The organism is Achromobacter sp. FW305-C-30-7 (assembly GCF_058783105.1).
Genome location: NZ_JBYSYI010000016.1, coordinates 38,385 through 59,616, shown reverse-complemented (window position 1 = coordinate 59,616; position 21,232 = coordinate 38,385). Strand labels below are relative to the sequence as shown.

General features: G+C 64.1%; 23 protein-coding genes and 1 tRNA gene. 5 read left to right on the top strand and 19 right to left on the bottom strand.

All coding sequences use genetic code 11. From position 1 onward, the window contains the following. Positions 1-35: 35 nt before the first annotated feature. Positions 36-224 (bottom strand): hypothetical protein, encoded by a 189-nt coding sequence (locus AC3WOB_RS30745; RefSeq protein ID WP_013392925.1) that lies wholly within the window; start codon positions 222-224, stop codon positions 36-38. Positions 225-260: 36 nt separating this feature from the next. After that, on the bottom strand, positions 261-698 hold the full coding sequence (locus AC3WOB_RS30740) for a hypothetical protein (RefSeq protein ID WP_492277142.1): 438 nt from the start codon (positions 696-698) through the stop codon (positions 261-263). 89 nt (positions 699-787) lie between these two features. Here AC3WOB_RS30740 and AC3WOB_RS30735 point away from each other — a divergent pair, with 89 nt between their 5' ends. Beyond that, positions 788-1,225, top strand: a complete 438-nt coding sequence (locus AC3WOB_RS30735; RefSeq protein WP_492277151.1) for an acetyltransferase — start codon at positions 788-790, stop codon at positions 1,223-1,225. Between the two features lie 144 nt (positions 1,226-1,369). On the opposite strand, the gene AC3WOB_RS30730 is transcribed toward AC3WOB_RS30735, so the two are convergent. The 10 genes from AC3WOB_RS30730 to AC3WOB_RS30685 form a co-directional block, all read right to left on the bottom strand. Continuing rightward, positions 1,370-1,446, bottom strand: a tRNA-Pro gene (locus AC3WOB_RS30730). Between the two features lie 220 nt (positions 1,447-1,666). Continuing rightward, on the bottom strand, positions 1,667-2,098 hold the full coding sequence (locus AC3WOB_RS30725) for a MerR family transcriptional regulator (RefSeq protein ID WP_013392922.1): 432 nt from the start codon (positions 2,096-2,098) through the stop codon (positions 1,667-1,669). Positions 2,099-2,155: 57 nt separating this feature from the next. Continuing rightward, complete coding sequence (locus tag AC3WOB_RS30720; RefSeq protein WP_041653270.1) at positions 2,156-2,506, bottom strand: integration host factor subunit alpha; 351 nt, start codon at positions 2,504-2,506, stop codon at positions 2,156-2,158. Positions 2,507-2,509: 3 nt separating this feature from the next. Beyond that, positions 2,510-4,927: a phenylalanine--tRNA ligase subunit beta gene (pheT, locus tag AC3WOB_RS30715; protein WP_492277141.1), complete on the bottom strand. Its 2,418-nt coding sequence runs from the start codon at positions 4,925-4,927 to the stop codon at positions 2,510-2,512. A gap of 13 nt (positions 4,928-4,940) precedes the next feature. Further along, complete coding sequence (gene pheS, locus AC3WOB_RS30710; RefSeq protein WP_013392919.1) at positions 4,941-5,963, bottom strand: phenylalanine--tRNA ligase subunit alpha; 1,023 nt, start codon at positions 5,961-5,963, stop codon at positions 4,941-4,943. A 75-nt stretch (positions 5,964-6,038) separates the two neighbouring features. After that, positions 6,039-6,398 carry a 50S ribosomal protein L20 gene (gene rplT, locus AC3WOB_RS30705; protein ID WP_006218741.1) on the bottom strand — a complete coding sequence of 120 codons (360 nt, stop codon included), beginning with the start codon at positions 6,396-6,398 and terminating at the stop codon, positions 6,039-6,041. A gap of 17 nt (positions 6,399-6,415) precedes the next feature. Next, a complete protein-coding gene (gene rpmI / locus AC3WOB_RS30700; protein WP_006218740.1) occupies positions 6,416-6,613 on the bottom strand; it encodes a 50S ribosomal protein L35 in 198 nt (65 codons plus the stop codon). A gap of 302 nt (positions 6,614-6,915) precedes the next feature. After that, the gene (locus AC3WOB_RS30695; RefSeq protein WP_492277140.1) at positions 6,916-8,445 is read right to left on the bottom strand and encodes a YifB family Mg chelatase-like AAA ATPase; all 1,530 of its coding nucleotides are present in this window, start codon (positions 8,443-8,445) and stop codon (positions 6,916-6,918) included. Between the two features lie 181 nt (positions 8,446-8,626). Beyond that, positions 8,627-8,878, bottom strand: coding sequence for an accessory factor UbiK family protein (locus AC3WOB_RS30690; protein WP_013392917.1), 252 nt, complete (start codon positions 8,876-8,878; stop codon positions 8,627-8,629). Positions 8,879-9,058: 180 nt separating this feature from the next. Beyond that, the gene (locus AC3WOB_RS30685; RefSeq protein ID WP_492277139.1) at positions 9,059-9,760 is read right to left on the bottom strand and encodes a DUF5339 family protein; all 702 of its coding nucleotides are present in this window, start codon (positions 9,758-9,760) and stop codon (positions 9,059-9,061) included. Positions 9,761-10,010: 250 nt separating this feature from the next. Between AC3WOB_RS30685 and AC3WOB_RS30680 the strand changes: the two genes are divergently transcribed. Then, complete coding sequence (locus AC3WOB_RS30680) at positions 10,011-10,349, top strand: P-II family nitrogen regulator (protein ID WP_006218735.1); 339 nt, start codon at positions 10,011-10,013, stop codon at positions 10,347-10,349. A 28-nt stretch (positions 10,350-10,377) separates the two neighbouring features. Next, positions 10,378-11,616 carry an ammonium transporter gene (amt, locus tag AC3WOB_RS30675; RefSeq protein WP_013392915.1) on the top strand — a complete coding sequence of 413 codons (1,239 nt, stop codon included), beginning with the start codon at positions 10,378-10,380 and terminating at the stop codon, positions 11,614-11,616. A gap of 102 nt (positions 11,617-11,718) precedes the next feature. On the opposite strand, the gene ptsP is transcribed toward amt, so the two are convergent. The 6 genes from ptsP to thrS all read right to left on the bottom strand — a co-directional run bounded on the left by ptsP (position 11,719) and on the right by thrS (position 17,984). Next, positions 11,719-13,428 (bottom strand): phosphoenolpyruvate--protein phosphotransferase, encoded by a 1,710-nt coding sequence (gene ptsP, locus AC3WOB_RS30670; protein WP_041655407.1) that lies wholly within the window; start codon positions 13,426-13,428, stop codon positions 11,719-11,721. A gap of 106 nt (positions 13,429-13,534) precedes the next feature. Further along, positions 13,535-13,804, bottom strand: coding sequence for an HPr family phosphocarrier protein (locus AC3WOB_RS30665; protein ID WP_013392913.1), 270 nt, complete (start codon positions 13,802-13,804; stop codon positions 13,535-13,537). Positions 13,805-13,913: 109 nt separating this feature from the next. Beyond that, complete coding sequence (locus AC3WOB_RS30660; protein ID WP_013392912.1) at positions 13,914-14,315, bottom strand: PTS sugar transporter subunit IIA; 402 nt, start codon at positions 14,313-14,315, stop codon at positions 13,914-13,916. A gap of 18 nt (positions 14,316-14,333) precedes the next feature. Further along, positions 14,334-15,305 carry a glutathione synthase gene (gene gshB, locus AC3WOB_RS30655; RefSeq protein WP_492277138.1) on the bottom strand — a complete coding sequence of 324 codons (972 nt, stop codon included), beginning with the start codon at positions 15,303-15,305 and terminating at the stop codon, positions 14,334-14,336. A 154-nt stretch (positions 15,306-15,459) separates the two neighbouring features. Continuing rightward, positions 15,460-16,011: a translation initiation factor IF-3 gene (infC, locus tag AC3WOB_RS30650; RefSeq protein WP_080551054.1), complete on the bottom strand. Its 552-nt coding sequence runs from the start codon at positions 16,009-16,011 to the stop codon at positions 15,460-15,462. A gap of 20 nt (positions 16,012-16,031) precedes the next feature. Beyond that, positions 16,032-17,984 (bottom strand): threonine--tRNA ligase, encoded by a 1,953-nt coding sequence (gene thrS, locus AC3WOB_RS30645; RefSeq protein WP_013392910.1) that lies wholly within the window; start codon positions 17,982-17,984, stop codon positions 16,032-16,034. Positions 17,985-18,587: 603 nt separating this feature from the next. Here thrS and AC3WOB_RS30640 point away from each other — a divergent pair. Beyond that, positions 18,588-19,328 (top strand): response regulator, encoded by a 741-nt coding sequence (locus AC3WOB_RS30640; protein ID WP_041653256.1) that lies wholly within the window; start codon positions 18,588-18,590, stop codon positions 19,326-19,328. 37 nt (positions 19,329-19,365) lie between these two features. Here AC3WOB_RS30640 and hemN read toward each other — a convergent pair whose 3' ends face one another. Beyond that, a complete protein-coding gene (gene hemN / locus AC3WOB_RS30635; protein WP_013392908.1) occupies positions 19,366-20,796 on the bottom strand; it encodes an oxygen-independent coproporphyrinogen III oxidase in 1,431 nt (476 codons plus the stop codon). A gap of 168 nt (positions 20,797-20,964) precedes the next feature. On the opposite strand from hemN, the gene AC3WOB_RS30630 reads away from it, so the two are divergent. Beyond that, on the top strand, positions 20,965-21,231 hold the full coding sequence (locus tag AC3WOB_RS30630; protein ID WP_041653252.1) for a hypothetical protein: 267 nt from the start codon (positions 20,965-20,967) through the stop codon (positions 21,229-21,231). Position 21,232 lies beyond the last annotated feature (1 nt).

The following is a 21,232-nucleotide window of genomic DNA, read 5'->3' as shown; positions in this document are numbered from 1 at the left end:
GCACTTATACCATCCGGGTGTGGTGCCGTTCGTCGTCATACCGTCAGCGCAATCACCAACGCAAGAATGGCGATCGTCATCAAGGCCCCCGCGACACCGGCGGACGGCCGATAGTCTGGCCCGGCGCCCTGGTCCTTGAACTGGAACGGCCGCGTCCACAAAACGAACAGGCTGCTTGCGAACGCAGCTACCGCCAACACGCTCCACACGACTACGTACAGCACCGGTGCGCCTCCCACCTCAAGTATCCAATCTGGCGTTCAACGAGGTTCCGCCTGCCGCGCCGCAGCCTTGCGGGCGTTTCGCACAGTCACATGGCTGCAATAGCGCGCGAAGTCTTTCTTCGCCAATGCCAGATAGAGCCCGGTCATAACCATCGCAGCGCTGGCCACAAAGGCATGCAGCCACAGGTTGACGGAATACTTGAGCAAGCTTGTCACCAGATAGAGATTCATTGCCCCTATGCCGAGCAGCATGACCATCAGAATCCAGCGCGCCCATTCACTGCCCCGATACAGCCAATACAGCAGCAGCGCCGGTATCACCAACCGTTGCGCCGCTTCGAATTGCCCGCGCAGTGCGTTCAGGATGTCCGGGCTGGTGGCCACAATAATGCCTAGCAGGCTGATGAACCAAAAGCGGCGGCCGTCGGGCAGGCGGCGACGCGCATGGTTCTTCACGGCATTCTCTCGCGCCATTTTCACTCCTAGTCAGAAAGCGGCGTCCCAGTGTACCCATTCGCGCCCCCCATTTGACGCCGCAAAAGGAAATCCAATACGCTGCGCCGATGATGAAGATAAGAACCTCCCGCCCCGACGAAGGCGCACGCGTAGTCGAAATCTGGCGCAACGCGGTGGACGCCACGCACGGCTTTCTATCGCCCGAGGATCGCCAGGCCATTGACGAGATGGTGTGCGGTTTTCTCCCCCAAGTGCCGCTCTGGCTGGCTGTCGATGCCAACGACTATCCGCAGGCGTTCATGCTGATCGACAACGGGCACATGCAGGCGCTGTTCGTCGATTCCGCCTGCCGCGGAACCGGCATAGGCGCCGCGCTGGTGCGGCACGGCCTCTCGCTCCATCCCAATATGACCACGGACGTCAATGAGCAAAATGGCCAGGCGGTAGGCTTCTATGAAAAGATAGGATTCAAGCGCACGGGACGTTCGCCGCTAGACGATCAAGGCAGGCCGTACCCGCTGATCCATCTGGAATATCGAAGCTGAATAAAAGCAGCAAAGCCACCTTTTCGGGTGGCTTTTTATTTTGTCCGCGCACATGCAACGCACTAGCGCCATGCTCATCGAAAAACAGGCAAGCAAAAATGAAAAGGCCGTCAGTGATTTCTCACTGACGGCCTTTGGAACTACTGGTCGGGACGGCGGGATTCGAACTCGCGACCCCTTGCACCCCATGCAAGTGCGCTACCAGGCTGCGCTACGCCCCGAAAGAAAAAGAGTATAGCAGAACAAAAATTTGTTTGCACGCATTCGTGCAGAAAAAGTGCTGAATACTCAAAAAAATTTTCGCGCTGCGTTCATCGATTGCATCAACCGCATGCGCATCGATGCGCGCGGCGCGAGGTACTGCTCAATGCAACGCGCGGCTTGCGCCGCGCGTTGCAGGTACTGCGTTCAAACAATGTGGGGAATGACGATGCGCCGCGTTCAAGCCGCAGGGCTTGCGTTGCCGGCGCTTGCGCCGGCAACGTTTGCAGCCGTGCCCAAGGCTTCGGCCAGCATCGTCGAGACGTTGCCCAGCTCGTTGCGCAAGGCTTGCATTTCCGCGCCCGACAGGCGCACTGCAGCGTCCTGATCGTGCGGCACGTCGCGCGCATCGCCCAGGCGATTGCGCGCGCCGCTGATCGTAAAGCCTTGCTCATACAGCAGGGAACGGATGCGGCGGATCAGCAGCACTTCGTGATGCTGGTAGTAGCGGCGGTTGCCGCGCCGCTTCACCGGCTTGAGCTGCGTGAATTCCTGTTCCCAATACCGCAAGACATGGGGCTTGACGCCACACAGGTCGCTGACTTCACCGATGGTGAAGTAACGCTTGGCGGGAATGGGCGGTAAGGTAACGGTGGATTCGGTACGTGTCATAAGGGGATTTTATGCCGCGATGCGTCAGGTGCCGATAACAATTGCCGACAAAGCGTATCACTCCTCGGCGTCGGATGCTTCGGGTGCTGCGGGCGTTGCCTGCTCCACCACGCTCTTGAGCTTCTGGCTCGCATGGAAGGTAACCACGCGGCGCGCGGCGATGGGGATGGTCTCGCCGGTCTTGGGGTTGCGGCCAGGGCGCGGCGGTTTGTCGCGCACCTGGAAATTGCCAAAACCGGAGAGCTTGACGGAATCACCGCGCGCCAGGGCGTCGCGGATTTCCTCGAAGAAGGTATCGACGATGTCCTTGGCTTCGCGCTTGTTCAGGCCGACCCGCTCGAAGAGCAGTTCGGCCAGTTCAGCCTTGGTCAACGTGCGCGGCTCGGCAGCAAGCATACTGTTCCCCATGGTTCATGCGCGTTGGCGAGCGCCATGCGCAGCCACCAAGGCTTCCTTGATGCGTGCCAGGCAATCGGCCACGCGGGCTTCGTCCAGAGTGACCTCAGTGTCCTGTAGCCAGAATCGGAAAGCAAGGCTTTTCTCGGTGACGGGCTCGCTGCCTTGGGACTTCTCGCGCCACACGTCGAACAGGCGCGCGTCCTGCACCACGGCCAGTTGAGGATCTGCCTTGACGGTCGCGAAGACGGTGTCGAGCATCGACTGCGCAGACACGTCGGCATCAACCCACAGCGCCAGATCGCGCACCACCACGGGCTGGCGCGAGAGCTCGCGCACTTGCGGCAGTTCGCCTTCGGACAAGGCTGCGGCGTCCAGTTCGAACACGACCGGCGCATGCGCCAGGTCGGCTTGCTGGGCCCAACGCGGATGCAGTTCACCGACCCAGCCTACGTGCTTGCCGTCCAGTTCGATGCGCGCGCCGCGGCCCGGATGCAGTGCGGGATGCGTTGCGGCCTCGAAACGCAGACGGCTGCCGCGCGCGCCGAACAGCGCCTCGACATCCATCTTCACGTCGTAGAAGTCCACCTGGCGCGTCGCCACGCCCCACTGCTCTTCCACGGCCGGCCCCCAGGCCGCGCCCGCCAGTTTCATGGGCTGGCGCACGCCCGCCACTTCCAGCGGACCGTCCTGAACAGACGCATCGCGCGTGAACACGCGGCCCAATTCGAACAGGCGCACGCGCGTCTGCTTGCGATTGGCGTTGTGACGGATATTGGCGACGAGGCTGGCGATCAGGCTGGAGCGCATCACCGACAAATGGCTGGCGATGGGGTTGACCAGACGCACGGGCGTTTCGTTGCCGGCGTAGTCGCGTTCCCACTCGGCTTCGACGAAGCTGTAGTTCACGACTTCCTGGTAGTCCTGCGCAGCGGCCAGGCGGCGCAGCGCATGCGCGCCGCGGCGGATTTCCGGCTGCGAGAACATCTTGGCGCGCGCCATGGGCGGCTCCACGGGGATGTTCTCGAAACCGTAGATGCGGGCCACTTCTTCGATCAGGTCTTCTTCAAGCTCCAGGTCGAAGCGATAGGAAGGCGGCGTGACGATGAAGTCATCGCCTTCGATCCTGAAGTCCAGGCCCAGGCTGCCGAAGATCTTGGCGACCTCGGCCTGCGTGACCGGCACGCCCAGCACGCGATGGCAGCGCGGCAGGCGCATGCGCACGGGTTCGCGCTTGGGCAAGTTGACGATCTGGTCGTCCAGCGGACCGGCTTCGCCGCCGCAGATGTCGACGATCAGGCGCGTGATGAATTCGATGTGCTCGGGAATGGTGGCGAAGTCCACGCCACGCTCGCCGCGGTGGCTGGCTTCCGAGCTGAACTTGTAGCGGCGCGCGCGGCCAGCGAGCGACTGCGGCCACCAGAATGCGGCTTCCAGATAGATGTTGCGGGTGTCGAGCGTGACCGAGGTCGCTTCGCCGCCCATGATGCCGGCCAGGCTTTCCACCTGATCGCCCGCAACCACCACGCCTACCGTGGAATCCAGCGTCACGGTCTGGCCGTTCAGCAGCTCGAGCGTTTCGCCTTCGCGGGCCCAACGCACGCTGAGATCGCCGCGGATCTTGTCCAGGTCGAACACGTGCGACGGACGGCCCAGTTCGAGCATGACGTAGTTGGAGATGTCCACCAGCGCCGATACCGAGCGTTGGCCGGCGCGCTCCAGACGCGTCTTCATCCAGTCGGGCGTCGCGGCGCGAGCGTTGACGCCGCGAATCACGCGGCCGCCGAAACGGCCGCACAGATCGGGCGCCTCGACCTTGACCGGCAGGCGCTCGTCCAGCGTGACGGGCACGGCAACGGCGGTGGGCACGGACAACGGCGCGCCAGTCAGGGCAGCCACTTCGCGCGCCACGCCCAGGATGGACAGGCAGTCGGCGCGGTTGGGCGTCATCTTCAGGGTGAAGAGCGTGTCGTCCAGGTCCAGCACTTCGCGGATCGACTGGCCGGGCGTCATGCCGGCGGGCAGTTCCAGCAAGCCGGCGTGATCCTGCGACAGGCCCAGTTCGCGGGCCGAGCACAACATGCCCGACGATTGCACGCCGCGCATCTTGGCCACGCCGATCTTCATGCCGCCAGGCAGCTCGGCGCCGACGCGCGCGAGCGGCACCGTCAGGCCGGCGGCAGCGTTGGGCGCGCCGCACACGATCTGCAGCAGCTCGCCGGAGCCATCATCCACCTTGCAGACGCGCAGCTTGTCGGCGTCCGGGTGCGGCGCGATTTCGACGATGTGGCCCACGACCACGCCGCTGAAGGCGGGCGCGGCAGGCACGGTGTCTTCGACTTCCAGGCCGGCCATGGTGAGCCGGTGCGCAAGTTCATCGGTGGCGATCGCGGGGTTGACCAGCGTACGCAGCCAGGATTCGGGAAATTGCATGATCAGCCGTCTGTTATTCGTTGAACTGGCGCAGGAAGCGCAAATCGCCTTCGTAGAACTGGCGCAGATCGTTGACGCCGTAGCGCAACATGGTCAGGCGCTCGAGCCCGGAACCGAAGGCGAAGCCGATGTAGCGCTCGGGATCGAGGCCGAAGTTGCGCACCACTTGCGGGTGCACCTGGCCCGAGCCGGAGATCTCCAGCCAGCGGCCGCGGTTCGGACCCGAGGTGAACATCATGTCGATTTCGGCGGACGGTTCCGTGAACGGGAAGAACGACGGGCGGAAACGCACGGCCAGGTCGTCGGTTTCAAAGAAGCAGCGCAGGAAATCGGTGTACACGCCCTTCAGGTCGGCGAACGAGATGTCCTCGGCGATCCAGAGCCCTTCCACTTGGTGGAACATGGGCGAGTGCGTGGCGTCGCTGTCGACGCGGTAGGTGCGCCCAGGCGCGATGACCTTGATGGGCGGCTTGTGCATGCGCGCGTAACGCACCTGCATGGGGCTGGTGTGCGTGCGCAGCAACAGCGGCTGACCGTCGGCGTCGTTCATGTCGACGTAGAACGTGTCGTGCATGGAACGCGCGGGATGGTCCAGCGGGCTGTTCAAAGCGGTGAAATTGGTCCAGTCGTTTTCCACTTCGGGGCCGTCGGCCACGTCGAAGCCTATGGAACGGAAAATCTCTTCCACGCGTTCCCAGGTCCGGATCACCGGATGGATGCCGCCCGGCGCGCGGCCGCGGCCCGGGAGGGTGACGTCAATGGTTTCGGATGCCAGGCGGGCGTCCAGTTCGGCCTGTGCCAGCGCGGCGCGGCGCAGGTTCAGAAGCTCTTCGACCTTTTGCTTGGCCTGATTGATCCGGGCGCCCATCTCGCGCTTCTGCTCGGGTTCGAGCTTGCCTAGGGCTTTGAGCAGCACCGTCAGTGCGCCTTCCTTGCCCAGGAACCGAGCCTTTGCATTTTCCAGCGCAGCAGCATCCGTGGCGGCGGCGAAGCGTTCTTGCGCCTGGGAGACCAGGTCGTCAACCGTTTGAGTCATGAAATCCAGCCTTCAAAACGCAAACGGGGCCATTACAGCCCCGTTTGCAGCGATGCGCGATGAGTTAAAGCGCGATCAGGCAGCCAAGGCAGCCTTGGCTTGCTGCACGATGGCGGCAAAGCCGGCCTTGTCGCGCACGGCCAGGTCGGCCAGAACCTTGCGGTCGAGTTCGATCGAAGCCTTCTTCAGGCCAGCGATGAACACGCTGTAGCTGACGCCATGTTCGCGGACGGCGGCGTTGATACGCGTGATCCACAGAGCACGGAACGTGCGCTTCTTGTTACGACGGTCGCGGTAGGCGTATTGGCCAGCGCGCATGACTGCTTGCTTGGCAATACGGAACACATTACCGCGGCGGCCACGGTAACCCTTGGCGGCGGCAATGACTTTCTTGTGACGTGCGCGGGCAGTTACGCCGCGTTTGACGCGAGGCATAGTAGATCTCCCTTAGATCAAGCGAAAGGCATCATGGCCTTGACGGAGGCCACGTTGGATTCATGAACCGCCGTCGAGCCGCGCAGTTGACGCTTGGCCTTGGTGGTCTTCTTGGTCAGGATGTGACGCTTGAACGCCTGACCACGCTTGATGGAGCCGCTGCCGCGAACCTTAAAGCGCTTGGAGGCGCTTTTCTTGGTTTTCATCTTGGGCATGTTGATTCCCTAAACTAAACACTCATTGTTGATTTACATGACGCCAGGTGCTTGACGCATGAAGGGCCGATGTAGCCTTCCATGGCGGCAAAACTTGGGGACCTGTTGCCACTTCTGGGGGTACTTCTTGGGGGTACATCTTGGGTACTTCCCGCCAGCATTGCTGCCCGGCGGCTTCTCCCCTGGACGGGTCAAATCTGACTCGGATCCAGGAAAGCCTTTGATTATATGGTGATTTCCCGTATTTTGTCGAGTCGACCGGCATGGCGTGCGCCTGACCCACATGGGATAGATGCCGGCAATCATACGCCCGGCCGCCGGTACTGCACCGCCTGGGCAATGTGGCGGGCGCCGAGGGCGTCCTCCCCCTCTAGGTCGGCGACCGTGCGCGCCACCCGCAGCGCCCGGTGCATGGCCCGGGCCGAGCCAGCCAGACGGCGCATGGCCTGCAGCAGCAAGGCCTGACCCTCGTTATCCAGACGGCAATGCTCGTCCAGTTCCGCCCCCGCCAACGCGGCATTGGGCTTGCCCTGGCGGGCCAACTGGCGCTCGCGGCAGCGCGCCACGCGCTCCCGGACCGGGCCGGACGCCTCTCCCGGCGGCTTGCCCATCCACTCGGGGTCGGATGGCGGCAAAGCCACATGCAGATCGATGCGGTCCAGCAAGGGGCCCGATATCTTGCCCGCGTAACGCGCCACCTGGTCCGGCGTGCAGGCGCAGGCGCGCCCGGGATGCCCGCGCCAGCCGCAGGGGCACGGGTTCATGGCCGCCACCAGCTGGAAGCGGGCGGGAAATTGCGCCGCCCGCAGGGCGCGCGCGATGACCACCCTGCCCGTCTCCAGCGGCTCGCGAAGGGCCTCCAGCGTGCGCCGGCTGAATTCCGGCAGCTCATCCAGGAACAGCACGCCATGATGCGCCAGGCTGATCTCGCCCGGACGTGGACGGCTGCCCCCGCCCACCAGGGCCGCCGCCGTGGCGGAATGGTGCGGCGCCCGGAACGGCGGCTGCCCCGCTGGCACGTCCGACAGGCCTGCCAGCGCAGCCACCGCAGCCACTTCCAGCGCCTGGCTGCGCGCCAGCGGCGGCAGCAGGCCCGGCAAGCGCGCAGCCAGCATGCTCTTGCCCGCCCCCGGCGGCCCTATCATCAAGAGGCTATGGCCGCCCGCCGCAGCCACCTCCAAGGCCCGCCGCGCGCCCGGCTGCCCGCGGACGTCCGACAGGCACGGCCCGGGCGCCGCGGCCGGCCAGGGCCTGGGCACGGCATCGGGCAGCAGGCAGGCGCCGGTCGCGTGCGCTGCCACGTCGGCCAGGGTGCGAGCCGACAGCGCCCGCAAGCCCGGTACCCAGGCGGCCTCCTCGGCGCTGCCCGCGGGCAGGATGAGCGTGGCGCCGGGCGCTTCCCGGGCAACGCTCAGCGCGATGACCAGCGGGGCCGCGACAGGCACCAGCGCGCCGGTCAGGGACAGCTCCCCGGCCAGCACCAGGCCGGCCAGGGATGGTTCCTGGACCGGCGATTCCGGGTCGCGGGCATCGACCGGCGCGGCCAACTGGCCAGAGGCCAACAGCAGCCCCAGGGCGATGGGCAGATCGAAGCGCCCGGACTCCTTGGGGATGTCGGCGGGCGAAAGATTGACGGTGATCCTGCCCGGTGGAAACTCGAAACCACTGTTGAGGATGGCCGCGCGCACGCGCTCGCGGCTTTCGCGCACCTCGGTGTCCGGCAGGCCGACCACGTTGAAACTGGGCAGGCCCGGACCCAGATGCGTTTCCACGCGCACCGCATGGGCGTCCAGGCCGCACAGGGCCCGGCTGGCAAGAACGGCTAGCGTCACGGCGGTCTCCGAGAAAAGGCGGGACCCGCCAGTATCCGTAAACGCGAGGCCGCCGCGGCGCGGCCGTGACAAAAGCATCCTGCCAGCCTGCCTCAAGCCCACGCCCAAAATGCAAACGGCCGCGGAATCGCGGCCGTTCGAGGGCAATATCCAGGCCGGCCGCGGCGCGGCCGCCGCGAGCTTACTTGTCCAGTGCGGACAGGCGCGACTCCAGCTGCTGCACCTGCGCAGCCAATTGATCCACCCGGGCGCGAGTGCGCGCCAGTAAATCGGATTGGACGTCGAATTCCTCGCGCGTGACAAGATCCAGCTTCGAGAACGCCTGCGTCATCATCGCGCGCACGTTGCGTTCGACATCCGCGGCCGGACTGCGGGCGATCAGGTCGGAGATATTCTTCTGGATGTCTTCCATCCACTGGGTGCGATTGTTCATGACGGCCTCACTGTGTTCTTGATACCTCAAGTGTAGTGCGTCGGCGCACGGTTTCCGGGCCAGCGGCGAAAAAAGGGCCACCCTCACCCCAAAAAAAGAGGGCGGGCCGCATGCGGTGACCGCCCTTCAAAGCACAGGAGAAAACCGGGCTGCCATGGCGGCAACCCCCTACCAACATCGTTACGGGCAACCCATCTGGCTTGCCGACTGCGTGAACGTATCCGACGACTGCTTGCATTGCGTCGCCAACTGCGTCTTGTCGCTGACCGCCCCCCATTGCGCCCTGGCCGCGTCCAGCTGCTCCTTGATCGCGGCGGCAGCCGGATTGCCGCTGCCCAGCTTGTCCATGCAAGCATTGACCTTGGCGATGTAGGCCTCGCACTCGGCCGGAATGGACGCCGCAGCGCCCGCTGCGGGGGCAGCCGTGGAAGGTGTGGTCGCGGGTGGAGGCGGCGCCGCAGGAGTCGTAGCAGCAGGCGCAGGAGCGGAGGCGGCCGGCGCGGCGGCCTTGTCTTCCTTGTTGCAGCCGGCCAGCGCGGCGAGCGACGCGGCCAGGACCAGAGTGTAGAAAGCCTTGCGGTGGATCTTCATGACTGCCCCTTCCCGTTCCTGCTTTCTTTTGGGAGATCCTTCAATACAGAACTCCGCCTGCGGCACAGCCTGTTCGGGGACAGGCTTGAACTGATATTGATTCTTCTGCAGGCGCCCCTGGACAACAAGCTGGCCGGTGTAAACCCTCGTATCACGAACCTGCGTCCATTTCGCCGATTTCGGCATCTTCCCGCATTGCTTCAATGCCTCCGCCAATTTGAGCCAGAGGCCCGCTCCGCATGGCTTTGCGGGGAGCGCCAGGCTCGCTGACGGCTCGACAAAATCATTCATATGCCAACATAAAACGCAATAAAACTCGCATCAATTTGCTACAAATATCGGGCTGAAAACATATTTGGTTGCTTGCCCCAAGGACTGGCGCTGCGCACCAACTTGAAGCCGTCCATCGGTGCGCGAAGCACCAGATTGGTGCATCTCGGCACAACTTGGGCGCCCCCGCCTTCTCTGCGTGGCGATCCCCGACATGGCATGGAATTTGCTTGATAGACGAAGCCAACGTGCAACCATGAGAGGAAATGCCATGAAACTCATCATCGCCATCATCAAGCCCTTCAAGCTCGACGAAGTGCGGGTGGCTCTATCCGGGATCGGCGTCCAGGGCCTGACTGTCACCGAAGTAAAGGGATTTGGCCGCCAGAAAGGCCATACCGAGCTGTATCGCGGCGCCGAGTACGCCGTCGATTTCCTGCCCAAGCTGCGCGTCGAGGCCGCGGTGCCCGATCACCTGGTCGATCAGGTCATCGAAGCGATCGAACAGGCGGCCCGCACCGGCAAGATCGGCGACGGCAAGATCTTCGCCGCGCCGCTGGAACAAGTGATCCGCATCAGGACGGGTGAAGCCGGCGAAGCCGCGCTGTAAATAAATAAAGACTCAATGGAGCCTGAAAATGGATAAAGCGGATATTTCCTGGTTGCTCGTCTCTACCCTGCTTGTATTGATGATGGCCGTACCTGGTCTGGCGATGTTCTATGGCGGCCTGGTACGCAGCAAGAACGTGCTGTCCGTGTTGCTGCAAGTGCTGTGCACGTTCGTGCTGGGCCTGGTGCTCTGGTTCATCTACGGATATTCCCTCGCGTTCACCGAGGGCAACGCCTTCTTCGGCGGCCTGTCGCGCGCCTTCTTCTCCGGCATGTTCACCCCGTCCGACGGCAAGTACGCCATGTCGAACTCGCTGACCGAACTGCTGTTCGCCTCGTTCCAGGCCACCTTCGCCGGCATTACCTGCGCGCTGATCGTCGGCAGCTTTGCCGAACGCGCCCGCTTCTCGGCAGTGCTGGTGTTCACGGTGATCTGGTTCACGTTCGCCTACGTGCCGATCGCCCATATGGTCTGGTTCGCGTCTGAAACGGCGCCGGGCCTGCTCAACGCCAAGGGCGCGCTGGACTTCGCCGGCGGCACCGTGGTGCACATCAATGCCGGCGTGGCTGGCCTGGTGGGCGCCTATGTGGTGGGCAAGCGCGTGGGCTACGGCCGCGAAGCCATGCAGCCGCACAACCTGCCGATGACCTTCGTGGGCGCGGCGCTGCTGTGGGTGGGCTGGTTCGGGTTCAACGCCGGTTCGGCGCTAGCCGCCAATGAAAATGCCACGCTGGCCTTTTTCAACACGATGATCGCAACTGCGGGCGCCGTGCTGTCCTGGCTGTTCACCGAGTGGGCCGTCAAGGGCAAGCCCTCGATGCTGGGCGCCGCTTCAGGCGCCGTCGCCGGCCTGGTCGGTATCACCCCGGCCGCCGGCCTGGTGGGTCCGGTGGGCGCGCTGGTCATCGGTGTCATCGCCGGCATCGTCTGCGTCTGGGGCGTCAATGGCCTGAAGCGCCTGCTGCGCGCCGATGACGCGCTGGACGTATTCGGCGTGCACGGCGTAGGCGGCATCGTCGGCGCCCTGCTGACGGGCGTGTTCAATGCGCAGATCCTGGGCGGACCCGGCCTGGCCGAGCCCGGCATGATCGGCCACCAACTGTGGGTCCAGCTGGAAGGCGTGTTGCTGACCATCGTATGGTCCGGCGTAGTGGCTTGGATCGCCTACAAGATCGCCAACGCCCTGTGCGGCATGCGGGTGCCGGAAGACCAGGAGCGCGAAGGCCTGGACGTCACCAGCCACGGCGAATCCGCCTACCACAGCTAAACGCGAGTCTCATGCCCGCCGCACGACAGCGGCGAGCATGAACGAAAAAATGGCGCCGGGGCGTATCGCCCCGGCGCCATTTTTCTTGTAGCGGCGAACCGCCTAGGCCAGGTCCAGCGTATCCAGGTCTACCGGCAAGGCGCGGTTCAAGGCGCTAGCCACCTTCACGCGCAAGGCGTTGGAGTGCGCGCGCCGGACCTCGCGCTTGACGTCCAGCAATTGCTGCGGATGCATGGAGAACTCGGTCAGCCCCAGGCCCAGCAACAGCCGGGTCATGCGCGAATCCCCTGCCATCTCGCCGCACACCGCAACAGGTTTGCCGGCCCGCTCGCCGGCGTTGATGGTGTGCGCGACCAGGCGCAGCACCGCCGGATGCAACGGATCGTACAGGGATGCCACGTCGTGGTCGCCGCGATCGATCGCCAGCGTGTACTGGATCAGGTCATTGGTGCCGATGGACAGGAAATCCAGCGCCTGCGCGAAAGGTTCGATGGCGATGGCGATGGCGGGCACCTCGACCATCGCGCCCACTTCCATATGGGGCGCGTAGGCCTGGCCACGCGCATCGAGCTCGCGGCGGGCGGATTCGATGGCTGCCTTGGTCGCCACCACCTCGTGCATATGGGCGATCATGGGAATCAGCAGGCGTACCGGCCCATGGGCCGACGCCCGCAAAATGGCGCGCAGCTGCGTCGCGAACATCTCCGGGCGCGCCAGGCAATAGCGGATGGCGCGCTGCCCCAGCGCGGGATTGGTGGCCACGGTGGCCTCGCCGTCCAGCGTCTTGTCCGAGCCTATGTCCAGCGTGCGGATGGTGACGGGCCGGCCGGCCATCACCCTGACCACCGACGAGTAGGCTTCGTACTGCTCTTCCTCGCCCGGCAGGTCCGGACGTCCCATGAAGAGGAACTCGCTGCGGAACAAGCCGATGCCATGCGCACCGGACGCCAGCGCCAGCGCGGCTTCCTCCGGCAGTTCGATATTGGCGTGCAGCACCACGTCGATGCCGTCCAGCGTGACCGAGGGCTCGTCGCGCAGCAGGCTCAACTCGGCGCGCTCGTCGGCATAGGCCGATTGGCGGCGCCGGTATTCCTCGAGGATGCGGTTGGACGGGTTGACGATCACCGCGCCGGCCGCGCCGTCGATGATCAGCATGTCGCCGTCGCGGACCAGTTCGCGCACATTGCCCATGGCCACCACGGCGGGCACGGCCATGCTGCGCGCCACGATGGCGGTATGCGAAGTGGGGCCGCCCAGGTCCGTCACGAAGGCGGCGAATCGGCCGCCGCGCAGACGCAGCATGTCGGCGGGCGAAATGTCGTGAGCCACCACCACCAGCGCGTCGTCGCCGCCCATGTGGGACATGTCGGGCAGGATGGCCGAGGTGCCGGCCAGCACATGCAGCACCCGTTCGATGACCTGACGCACGTCGGCCCCGCGCTCGCGCAGGTACTCGTCTTCCATGGCGTCGAACTGCTGGCCCAGGATCTGCCCCTGCGTCGTCAAGGCCCATTCGGCGTTGTAGTGACGCTCGGCGATCAGCGCCAGGGTCTGTTCGGCCAGCAGCGGATCGCCCAGCAGCAGGCTGTGCACGTTGAGCATGGCGCCGAGCTCGCGCGGCGCATCTGCCGGCAAGGTGTCGGCCAGCTGCAGCAGTTCCTGCTGCGCCGAAGCCAGCGCATCGGTGAGCCGGCTGCTTTCCGCAGGCACGTCTTCGGGCGAAATGCGGTAGTGCGCGACTTCCAGCGCCGCCGCGCCCATGACGACCGCGCGACCAATCGCATAGCCCTTGGCGACGCCTTTGCCGTACAGACACACAACGGGGCTGGCAAAGCCAGCCCCGTTGTTGGGTGCATCATTGAGGGTCGTAGACGAGCCGGCCCGAGCAGCGCTCAGGCCGGCGGATCCGGAAGAAATTCTATTCCTGCTCACCGAATTTACTGTCGAACAATGATTGAATTTCAGAAAGGGCCTGATCGGCGTCGTTGCCGGAGGCCTCCAGCTTAACCGTCACGCCCAGCCCGGCCGCCAGCATCATGACGCCCATGATGCTCTTGGCGTTCACGCGCTGCGCGCCGCGCGAGATAAAAATCTCGCTGGAAAACTTGCTGGCCAGCTGCGTCAGCTTGGCAGCCGCCCGGGCATGCAAGCCCAGTTTATTGCTGATGACGATGTCTGTATTAGGCATAGGAAATATGGTGGCTGCGGCATGACGCCGCAGTGTTGTTCACAGCAAAACGTCGAACCGCCCTTCGGCCAGAATCGATAGCCGACATAATAGGGCAAATTTCCGCCCGTCAGTCTACACGCAAGACACCCTGAAGCCCCCCGGCCAACGCCTTCTCGCGGGTTTCGGCCAAAGGCAGATTGCGATAGGTCAGGGCCCGCAGCAGCATCGGCGTGTTCAAGCCGGCCAGCACGCAGCACTGGATGCCCTGGGCCTGGGCATCGGAGACGGCGCGCTTGGCAATGTTGGCAGGCGTGGCGCCGATCAGGTCGGTCAGCACCAGCACGCCCGCGCCGTGCTCCTGCTCCAGAATGTCCTTGAGGACTTCCGGCGCCAGGTCGTCCGGGCGGTCTTCAGGCTGGATGTCGTGTATGGCCAGCATGCCGTCCAGGTTGCCCATGACGTGGCTGGCGCAATCGCGTATCGCCGCGCCCAGGGGCGCGTGCACGACGATGACTATACCTGTGGTCATGACGGAAATCCCGGCGGGTCAAACTGCCGCGGCAGAGGTCGCCACGGCCTTTTCCAGCGCCTGGACGAACATGCCCGCGACATCGAAACCGGTTTGCTCCGCGATTTCCACGAAACAGGTGGGACTGGTGACGTTGACTTCAGTGACGTAATCGCCAATGACGTCCAGGCCGACCAGCAGCAGGCCGCGGGCGGCGAGCTTGGGAGCCACGGCCTCGGCGATCTCGCGGTCGCGCGGGGAGAGTTCCTGCGCCACCCCGCGGCCGCCGGCCGCCAGATTGCCGCGAGTTTCGCCGGCCAGCGGAATACGGGCCAGGGAATACGGCACCGGCACGCCGCCGATCAGCAGGATGCGCTTGTCGCCCTTGACGATGTCGGGAATGTAGCGCTGCGCCATGATGGTGCGCGCGCCATTGTCCGTCAGCGTTTCCAGAATGGCGTTGAGGTTGGGATCCTTGGGCTGCAGCCGGAACACGCCGGTGCCGCCCATGCCGTCCAGCGGCTTGACGATGACATCGTGATGCTCGTCGTGGAACGCCTTCAGGCGCGCCATGCTGCGGGTCACCAGCGTGGGCGCGGTGAACTCGCTGATTTCGGTAATGGCCAGCTTTTCGGGATGGTTGCGGATCGACGCGCCGGTGTTGAACACACGGGCGCCCTGCGCCTCGGCGTATTCCAGCAGATGCGTGGAATACACGTATTCCATGTCGAACGGCGGGTCCTTGCGCATGACCACCGCGCCGAATTCCGCCAGCGGCAGATCCTGGGCGGAAGATTCGCGCCACCAGTCATGGCCATGCAGATCGGCGTCCGCGACCAGTTCGATGGGGGTGGCCGCGGCCTTGACCGTGCCCGCCTCGATATAAAGATCGCCCTGCATGGCCACGCTGAGCGTATGGCCGCGCGCCACCAGGGCGCGCATCATGGCGACAGAGCTGTCCTTGTACGCCTTAAGCAGCGGCAAGGGATCCAAAACGAACAATACATGCATCGCGACACCCTGAACGGACGCCGCCTTCCCTCGCGGGAAGGCGGCTTTATGACATCGTAGCGCAGAGCCGCCCAATTAGCGAACCCGCCGGCGCAACAGCAGACGGCGGGCTGCAAAAGCGGCGTAGCCTCCCTGGAGAGGCTACGGCAGGAGCTCAGGCAGCCGATTCAGGCTTGCCCGCAGGCACGGCCTTTTTCTTCGGCGCCAGCACCATGACCATCTGACGGCCTTCGAGCTTCGGCATGGCTTCGACCTGGGCAAGTTCCAGCAGATCGTCGCGCACACGTTCAAGCACCCGCATACCGAGTTCCTGGTGGGCCATTTCGCGGCCACGGAAACGCAGCGTCACCTTGGCCTTGTCGCCTTCTTCGAGGAAGCGGCGCAGATTGCGCAGCTTGACCTGGTAGTCGCCCTCGTCGGTGGCCGGACGGAATTTGACTTCCTTGACCTGGATGACCTTCTGCTTGGAACGAGCTTCGGCTTGGCGCTTCTGCTCTTGGTACTTGAATTTGCCGTAGTCCATCAAACGGCAGACCGGCGGCTCGGCGTTCGGCGCGATTTCCACCAGATCCACGTCGCTTTGCTCGGAAAGACGGAACGCGTCGGCGATCTTGACGATGCCCAGCTGTTCTCCGTCCAGACCTATCAGGCGCACCTCGGGGACGCGGATTTCACCGTTGATGCGATTGGCTTTTTCAGTGGCGATGTTGAAAGCTCCTAGAAATGTTAAGCAGCGCTGCTACCAGGTTGGTTGACGTCGCGACGGGTGGACACGTCCTCGGACAAGCGCGCGACGAATTCGTCGTATGCGATGGCCCCGAGGTCCAGTCCGCCCAGTCCGCGTACGGCTACGGTGCCGTTTTGCTTTTCCTTGTCGCCGACGACGAGGATGTACGGCACCTTTTGCAGGCTGTGCTCCCGAATTTTACGAGTGATTTTTTCACCGCGCAAATCGGACTCTACTCTAAAGCCTTGTTTTTTCAGGCTTTGCGTGATTTCAGCCGCATAATCGGCCGAAGGTTCGGAAATGCAGCATACGACAGCCTGCACCGGAGCCAGCCAGGGAGGCATCGCGCCGGCGTGGTTTTCGATCAGCATGCCGATAAAACGCTCCAGCGAACCGAGGATTGCACGGTGCAGCATGACCGGCGGGCGGCGCTGGTCGTTCTGGTCCACGTACTCGGCGCCCAGGCGCACGGGCATGGAAAAGTCGACCTGGATCGTGCCGCACTGCCAGTGGCGACCGATGGCGTCCTTCAGGGTGTATTCCACCTTGGGACCGTAAAAGGCACCCTCGCCCGGCGACACTTCGAACTCGCAGCCGGTGCGGCGCAGGCTCTCCATCAGGGCCGCTTCGGCCGTATCCCAGACTTCGTCCGAGCCGATGCGCTTTTCAGGACGCGTGGCGACCTTGTACAACACCTCGGTGAAGCCGAAATCGCGGTAAACCTTTTGCAGCAACGCCGTGAAGTCGGCGCACTCGTCCTGCAGCTGTTCTTCGGTACAGAAGATGTGGCCGTCGTCCTGCGTAAAGCCGCGCACGCGCATCATGCCATGCAGCGAACCCGAGGGTTCGTTGCGGTGGCACTGGCCGAATTCGCCGTAGCGCAGGGGCAGTTCGCGATAGGAATGCAGGCCGGCATTGAAGATCTGCACGTGGCCCGGGCAGTTCATCGGCTTCAGGCCGTAGACGCGGTTTTCGGACTCCGTGGTGAACATGTTTTCACGGTAGTTGTCCCAGTGCCCCGTCTTCTTCCAGAGCGAAATGTCCAGGATCTGCGGCGCCTTCACTTCCTGGTAGCCGTTGTCGCGGTAGACGGAGCGCATGTACTGCTCCACCTGCTGCCACAGCGCCCAACCCTTGGGATGCCAGAAGATCAGCCCGGGAGCCTCGTCCTGGAAATGGAACAGTTCCAGTTCGCGGCCGATCTTGCGATGGTCGCGGCGCTCGGCCTCTTCCAGCATGTGCAGATAGGCTTCCTGCTCTTCCTTGGTCGCCCAGGCAGTGCCGTAGATGCGCTGGAGCATCTCGTTCTTGCTGTCGCCGCGCCAGTAGGCGCCGGCCACCTTCATGAGCTTGAAGACCTTCAGCTTGCCCGTGGACGGCACGTGGGGGCCGCGGCACAGGTCGATGAAGTCGCCTTCGCGGTACAGGCTGAGCGGTTCGTTCGACGGAATCGAGGCGATGATCTCGGCCTTGTACTTTTCGCCGATGCCCTTGAAGAATTCGACCGCGTCGTCGCGCGACCATTCCTCGCGCGTGACGACTTCGTCCTTCTTGGCAAGTTCAGCCATCTTCTTCTCGATGGCGGCCAGGTCTTCCGGCGTGAACGGGCGCTTGTACGAGAAGTCGTAGTAGAAGCCGTTGTCGATCACCGGACCGATGGTGACTTGAGCGTCCGGAAACAGCTCCTTGACGGCATAAGCCAGCAAGTGCGCCGTGGAGTGGCGGATCAGGTCCAGGCCGTCGGCGTCCTTTGCCGTCACGATGGCCAGACGGGCGTCGCCCTCGATGCGGAAGCTGGTATCGACCAGCTTGGAATCCGAGCCCTCGAACGTCACGCGGCCGCCCAAGGCGGCCTTCGCCAGGCCCGTACCGATCGATTGCGCCACTTCGGCAACCGTTACCGGCCCCGGATATTGGCGCTGCGAACCATCGGGCAATGTGATCTGTACCATCGGGAGTGCTTCCTGGGGGGGGTTCTGGGAACTAAAAAAACAAAATACGGAAACGAAAAACGCGGCCTGAGAGCCGCGTTTCCTGGATTGTCTTGCTGAGTCCTACCGCTGACCTGACACGGTGAAACCCGACGCACGAAAACTTAACGCGACATAGGGCGAAAGTTCCGGGTCGTAGTTCGTGCCAGCGGGAAAAACATGGTGTCTGGACCTATTGGTGCGCGCCGCAGCGGCATGGATCAAAACCAGCAAACAATGCACTGCGCAACAGAAGCTGTGCTTATCGTCCACGATTGTATCACTACTTGCGCTCTTTCCGTGGCAAAAGCGCCACAGCGCGTCCGAGCGTTCCAGCCGGTTGCGCCTGCGCTGCGCGCCACTGCGCCATAACCCAAAACCTCACCCGTTGTCACGGCCTAAATCCAGAATGTTGCGGGCGTGCTTCTCGCATATATGACAGGTAGATGGTGCAACAGTCTGATTTTGGCGAGATTCATGTCCCGCAGGGCATGCGAAAACGTAATCTGCCTTCGCAAATTCAGGACTATCCGCGACCTGCGCAATCGACCGCCGGCGTTCCCCCATCCTGCATGTGGAGCATCGATGAAAACTGTCTCAGCGCTCACTCTCAAAGCGCCCCCACACCTCAGCCCCGAGCCCGCCGAAACCGGCGACCGCCCGGGTACACGCCGGCACCTGCTCCTGTCCCGGCCGCCGCCCCTCATCAAGGTGGCCATCCTGGACGACCACCCCGTGGTGGCCGTGGGCGTGGGCGCCTACCTGGAGAGCCGCCCGGGCTTCCGGGTGGTCCACCGCGAAACCTCGGCGCGCTCCTTGCTGGAAAAGCTGTCCCACTCCCCCTGCGAAGTCGCCCTCGTCGATTTCTACCTGCCGCTGGAACCCTGGGACGGCGTGAATTACCTGCGCCGCCTGCGCCGCTATCACCCCGCAATGGCGCTCATTACCTTCTCGGCGGGCAGCCGCCAGGAAACCCAGTACGCCGCGTACCGAGCGGGCGCGAACGGCTACTTCGCCAAGGAATGCGGCATGGTGCTGCTGCCGGAAATGATCCGTGGCGTGCTGGCGGGCAGGGAGGAATTCCTCACGGTGCAGGACGGCAAGATCCGCCCGCAACAGCCGACGCACCCCCACGCGGCCTTGACGACTTCGGAAGTCGAAATACTGCGCCATATCAGCCAGGGCCTGTCCGTCACGCAGATTTCAGCGCGGCTGATGCGCAGCAAGAAGACCATCAGCACCCACAAGCGCCGGGCCATGCGCAAGTTGCAACTGTCCGACGATCTGTCGCTGGCGCTCTACCTGCGCGAGAAGTTCGCCGAATGAACACCGCCCGGCGTCAGGCCCCACCCAAAGCCGCGGCTCAAATGATCCGGGAGTAACTGGCCACGGTGCCTGGCGCCTGCAGGTAGCCGTCGAACGCCATGGCGACGGCCCGCACGAAGTACCAGCCCAGGCCGGTTACCTGCAGCTCGCCCGCGCGCAGGTTGACCAGGCCCAGCTCGGCCAGATTCGCCATCTGCTGCAGTTCCTGGCCAAAACTGTCGGCGAACCTCAAACCGTGGCGCGCCTCGATCTGGCCAAAGTCCACACGGCCCTGGCACATGATGTCCATGATGATCTCGCGCCGCACCAGGTCGTCCGCGCTCAGCGTCAGCCCTCTTTCGATGGCGAAGCGCCCTGCTTCGATCGCCGCGTAGTACTCGTCCAGAACCTTGGCGTTCTGGCTGTAGGTGTTGCCGATGCGGCCGATCGCCGACACGCCCAGGGCAACCAGATCGCGGTCCGGCTGCGTGCTGTAGCCTTGGAAATTGCGGTGCAACTCCCCCTTCTGCTTGGCGACCGCCAGTGCATCGCCTTCCAGCGCGAAATGGTCCATGCCAATGTAGGCGTAGCCCTGCTTCAGGAAACCGTCGATCGCGGCGCTGAGCAGTCCCACCCGCGTTTCCCGGTCGGGCAGGTCCGCCTCGTTGATGCGGCGTTGCGGCTTGAAACGGGTCGGCAGATGCGCATAGGCATAGAGCGCGATGCGGTCCGGCCGCAACGCGATGACCTGGGCGATGGTGCGGGCAAAGGATTCCGTGGTCTGCAGCGGCAGGCCGTAGATGAGGTCCATGTTGACCGAGACATAGCCCAATGCCCGCGCGCTCTGCATCAACGCCCGCACGTCCTCGAATGATTGCACGCGATGCACCGCCGCCTGCACCCGCGGATCGAAATCCTGCACGCCGAAGCTCAGGCGGTTGAAGCCCAGTTCGCGCATGTGGGCCAGGCGCTCGGGCGTGGCGGTGCGGGGGTCCACCTCGATCGAGATTTCCGCATCGGTTTCGAAGCGGAACGCGCGGCGCAGATTCGCCATCAGGCCCGACAGTTCCTCGTCCGACAGGAAGGTCGGCGTGCCGCCTCCGAAATGCAATTGCGACACAGGCACGCCTTCGCCCAGCTCGCGCACATGCAGCTCGATCTCGGCAGCCAGGGCGTCCAGATAACGGGCGGCGCGGCCGTGATGGCGGGTCACCACCTTGTTACAGGCGCAGTAATAACAGACCGACTCGCAGAACGGGATGTGCACGTAGAGCGACAGAGGTTCCGCAGGCGCCGCCGCGCGGCGTTGCTGCAACGCCTGCCGGTAATCCTGCTCGCCGAAGCCGCCGTGATACCGGTCCGCCGTGGGATATGAGGTGTAGCGAGGGCCGTTTTTGTCCAGCCGCGCCAGCAATTGGGGCGGGAACAAGGGGCTGGCGGCGGAGGGCTCGCGGGATTCAGTTTGTAATGGGCGTAGGGCGGCTTGCATACCTGGAATTATTCGCCTGTGCCGGCCTCTGCGGCTTGATCTTGCGCAAACCCCGGCGATCTTCCCGCCGGACCAATCCCCACGTCCCGCATCAACCCGTGGAACGCGCACGCGGCCTCGCCCCCGTAAAATGCGGCCTTGTTAAAGATGCACAACACGGAAACCACCATGGACACTGAACTGGACGGCCGCCTGCTCGCCATGCGCCAGGCGCTGGCGATCGCCATCGCCCTCTCGACCCGCAGCAGCCCCCAGGCCACCGACATGGCGCTGGAACTGCTCAATGACCTGAAGGCGGGCATGGACAGCACACCCTCGGACAGCCCGTTCGAGAAAGCGGAATGGGTGGTGGGAGCGCAAGACGAGCTGGACGGCATCGCGCGCCTGGTGCGCGCCTTCACGCAGACGCCGGAGCCGGACGGCGAGGCGCAGTAGC

What these genes read in the sequence shown, in the direction of transcription:
- rpmI (WP_006218740.1), bottom strand. Translation starts at nt 6,613, where the DNA reads ATGCCCAAGATGAAAACCAAGAAAAGCGCCTCCAAGCGCTTTAAGGTT.
- AC3WOB_RS30735 (WP_492277151.1), top strand. Translation starts at nt 788, where the DNA reads ATGATGAAGATAAGAACCTCCCGCCCCGACGAAGGCGCACGCGTAGTC.
- rplT (WP_006218741.1), bottom strand. Translation starts at nt 6,398, where the DNA reads ATGCCTCGCGTCAAACGCGGCGTAACTGCCCGCGCACGTCACAAGAAA.
- AC3WOB_RS30640 (WP_041653256.1), top strand. Translation starts at nt 18,588, where the DNA reads ATGAAAACTGTCTCAGCGCTCACTCTCAAAGCGCCCCCACACCTCAGC.
- AC3WOB_RS30665 (WP_013392913.1), bottom strand. Translation starts at nt 13,804, where the DNA reads ATGCCTAATACAGACATCGTCATCAGCAATAAACTGGGCTTGCATGCC.
- AC3WOB_RS30630 (WP_041653252.1), top strand. Translation starts at nt 20,965, where the DNA reads ATGGACACTGAACTGGACGGCCGCCTGCTCGCCATGCGCCAGGCGCTG.
- amt (WP_013392915.1), top strand. Translation starts at nt 10,378, where the DNA reads ATGGATAAAGCGGATATTTCCTGGTTGCTCGTCTCTACCCTGCTTGTA.
- AC3WOB_RS30685 (WP_492277139.1), bottom strand. Translation starts at nt 9,760, where the DNA reads ATGAATGATTTTGTCGAGCCGTCAGCGAGCCTGGCGCTCCCCGCAAAG.
- pheS (WP_013392919.1), bottom strand. Translation starts at nt 5,963, where the DNA reads ATGACTCAAACGGTTGACGACCTGGTCTCCCAGGCGCAAGAACGCTTC.
- AC3WOB_RS30680 (WP_006218735.1), top strand. Translation starts at nt 10,011, where the DNA reads ATGAAACTCATCATCGCCATCATCAAGCCCTTCAAGCTCGACGAAGTG.
- AC3WOB_RS30725 (WP_013392922.1), bottom strand. Translation starts at nt 2,098, where the DNA reads ATGACACGTACCGAATCCACCGTTACCTTACCGCCCATTCCCGCCAAG.
- AC3WOB_RS30660 (WP_013392912.1), bottom strand. Translation starts at nt 14,315, where the DNA reads ATGACCACAGGTATAGTCATCGTCGTGCACGCGCCCCTGGGCGCGGCG.
- AC3WOB_RS30720 (WP_041653270.1), bottom strand. Translation starts at nt 2,506, where the DNA reads ATGGGGAACAGTATGCTTGCTGCCGAGCCGCGCACGTTGACCAAGGCT.
- AC3WOB_RS30740 (WP_492277142.1), bottom strand. Translation starts at nt 698, where the DNA reads ATGGCGCGAGAGAATGCCGTGAAGAACCATGCGCGTCGCCGCCTGCCC.
- AC3WOB_RS30690 (WP_013392917.1), bottom strand. Translation starts at nt 8,878, where the DNA reads ATGAACAATCGCACCCAGTGGATGGAAGACATCCAGAAGAATATCTCC.
- gshB (WP_492277138.1), bottom strand. Translation starts at nt 15,305, where the DNA reads ATGCATGTATTGTTCGTTTTGGATCCCTTGCCGCTGCTTAAGGCGTAC.
- hemN (WP_013392908.1), bottom strand. Translation starts at nt 20,796, where the DNA reads ATGCAAGCCGCCCTACGCCCATTACAAACTGAATCCCGCGAGCCCTCC.
- thrS (WP_013392910.1), bottom strand. Translation starts at nt 17,984, where the DNA reads ATGGTACAGATCACATTGCCCGATGGTTCGCAGCGCCAATATCCGGGG.
- pheT (WP_492277141.1), bottom strand. Translation starts at nt 4,927, where the DNA reads ATGCAATTTCCCGAATCCTGGCTGCGTACGCTGGTCAACCCCGCGATC.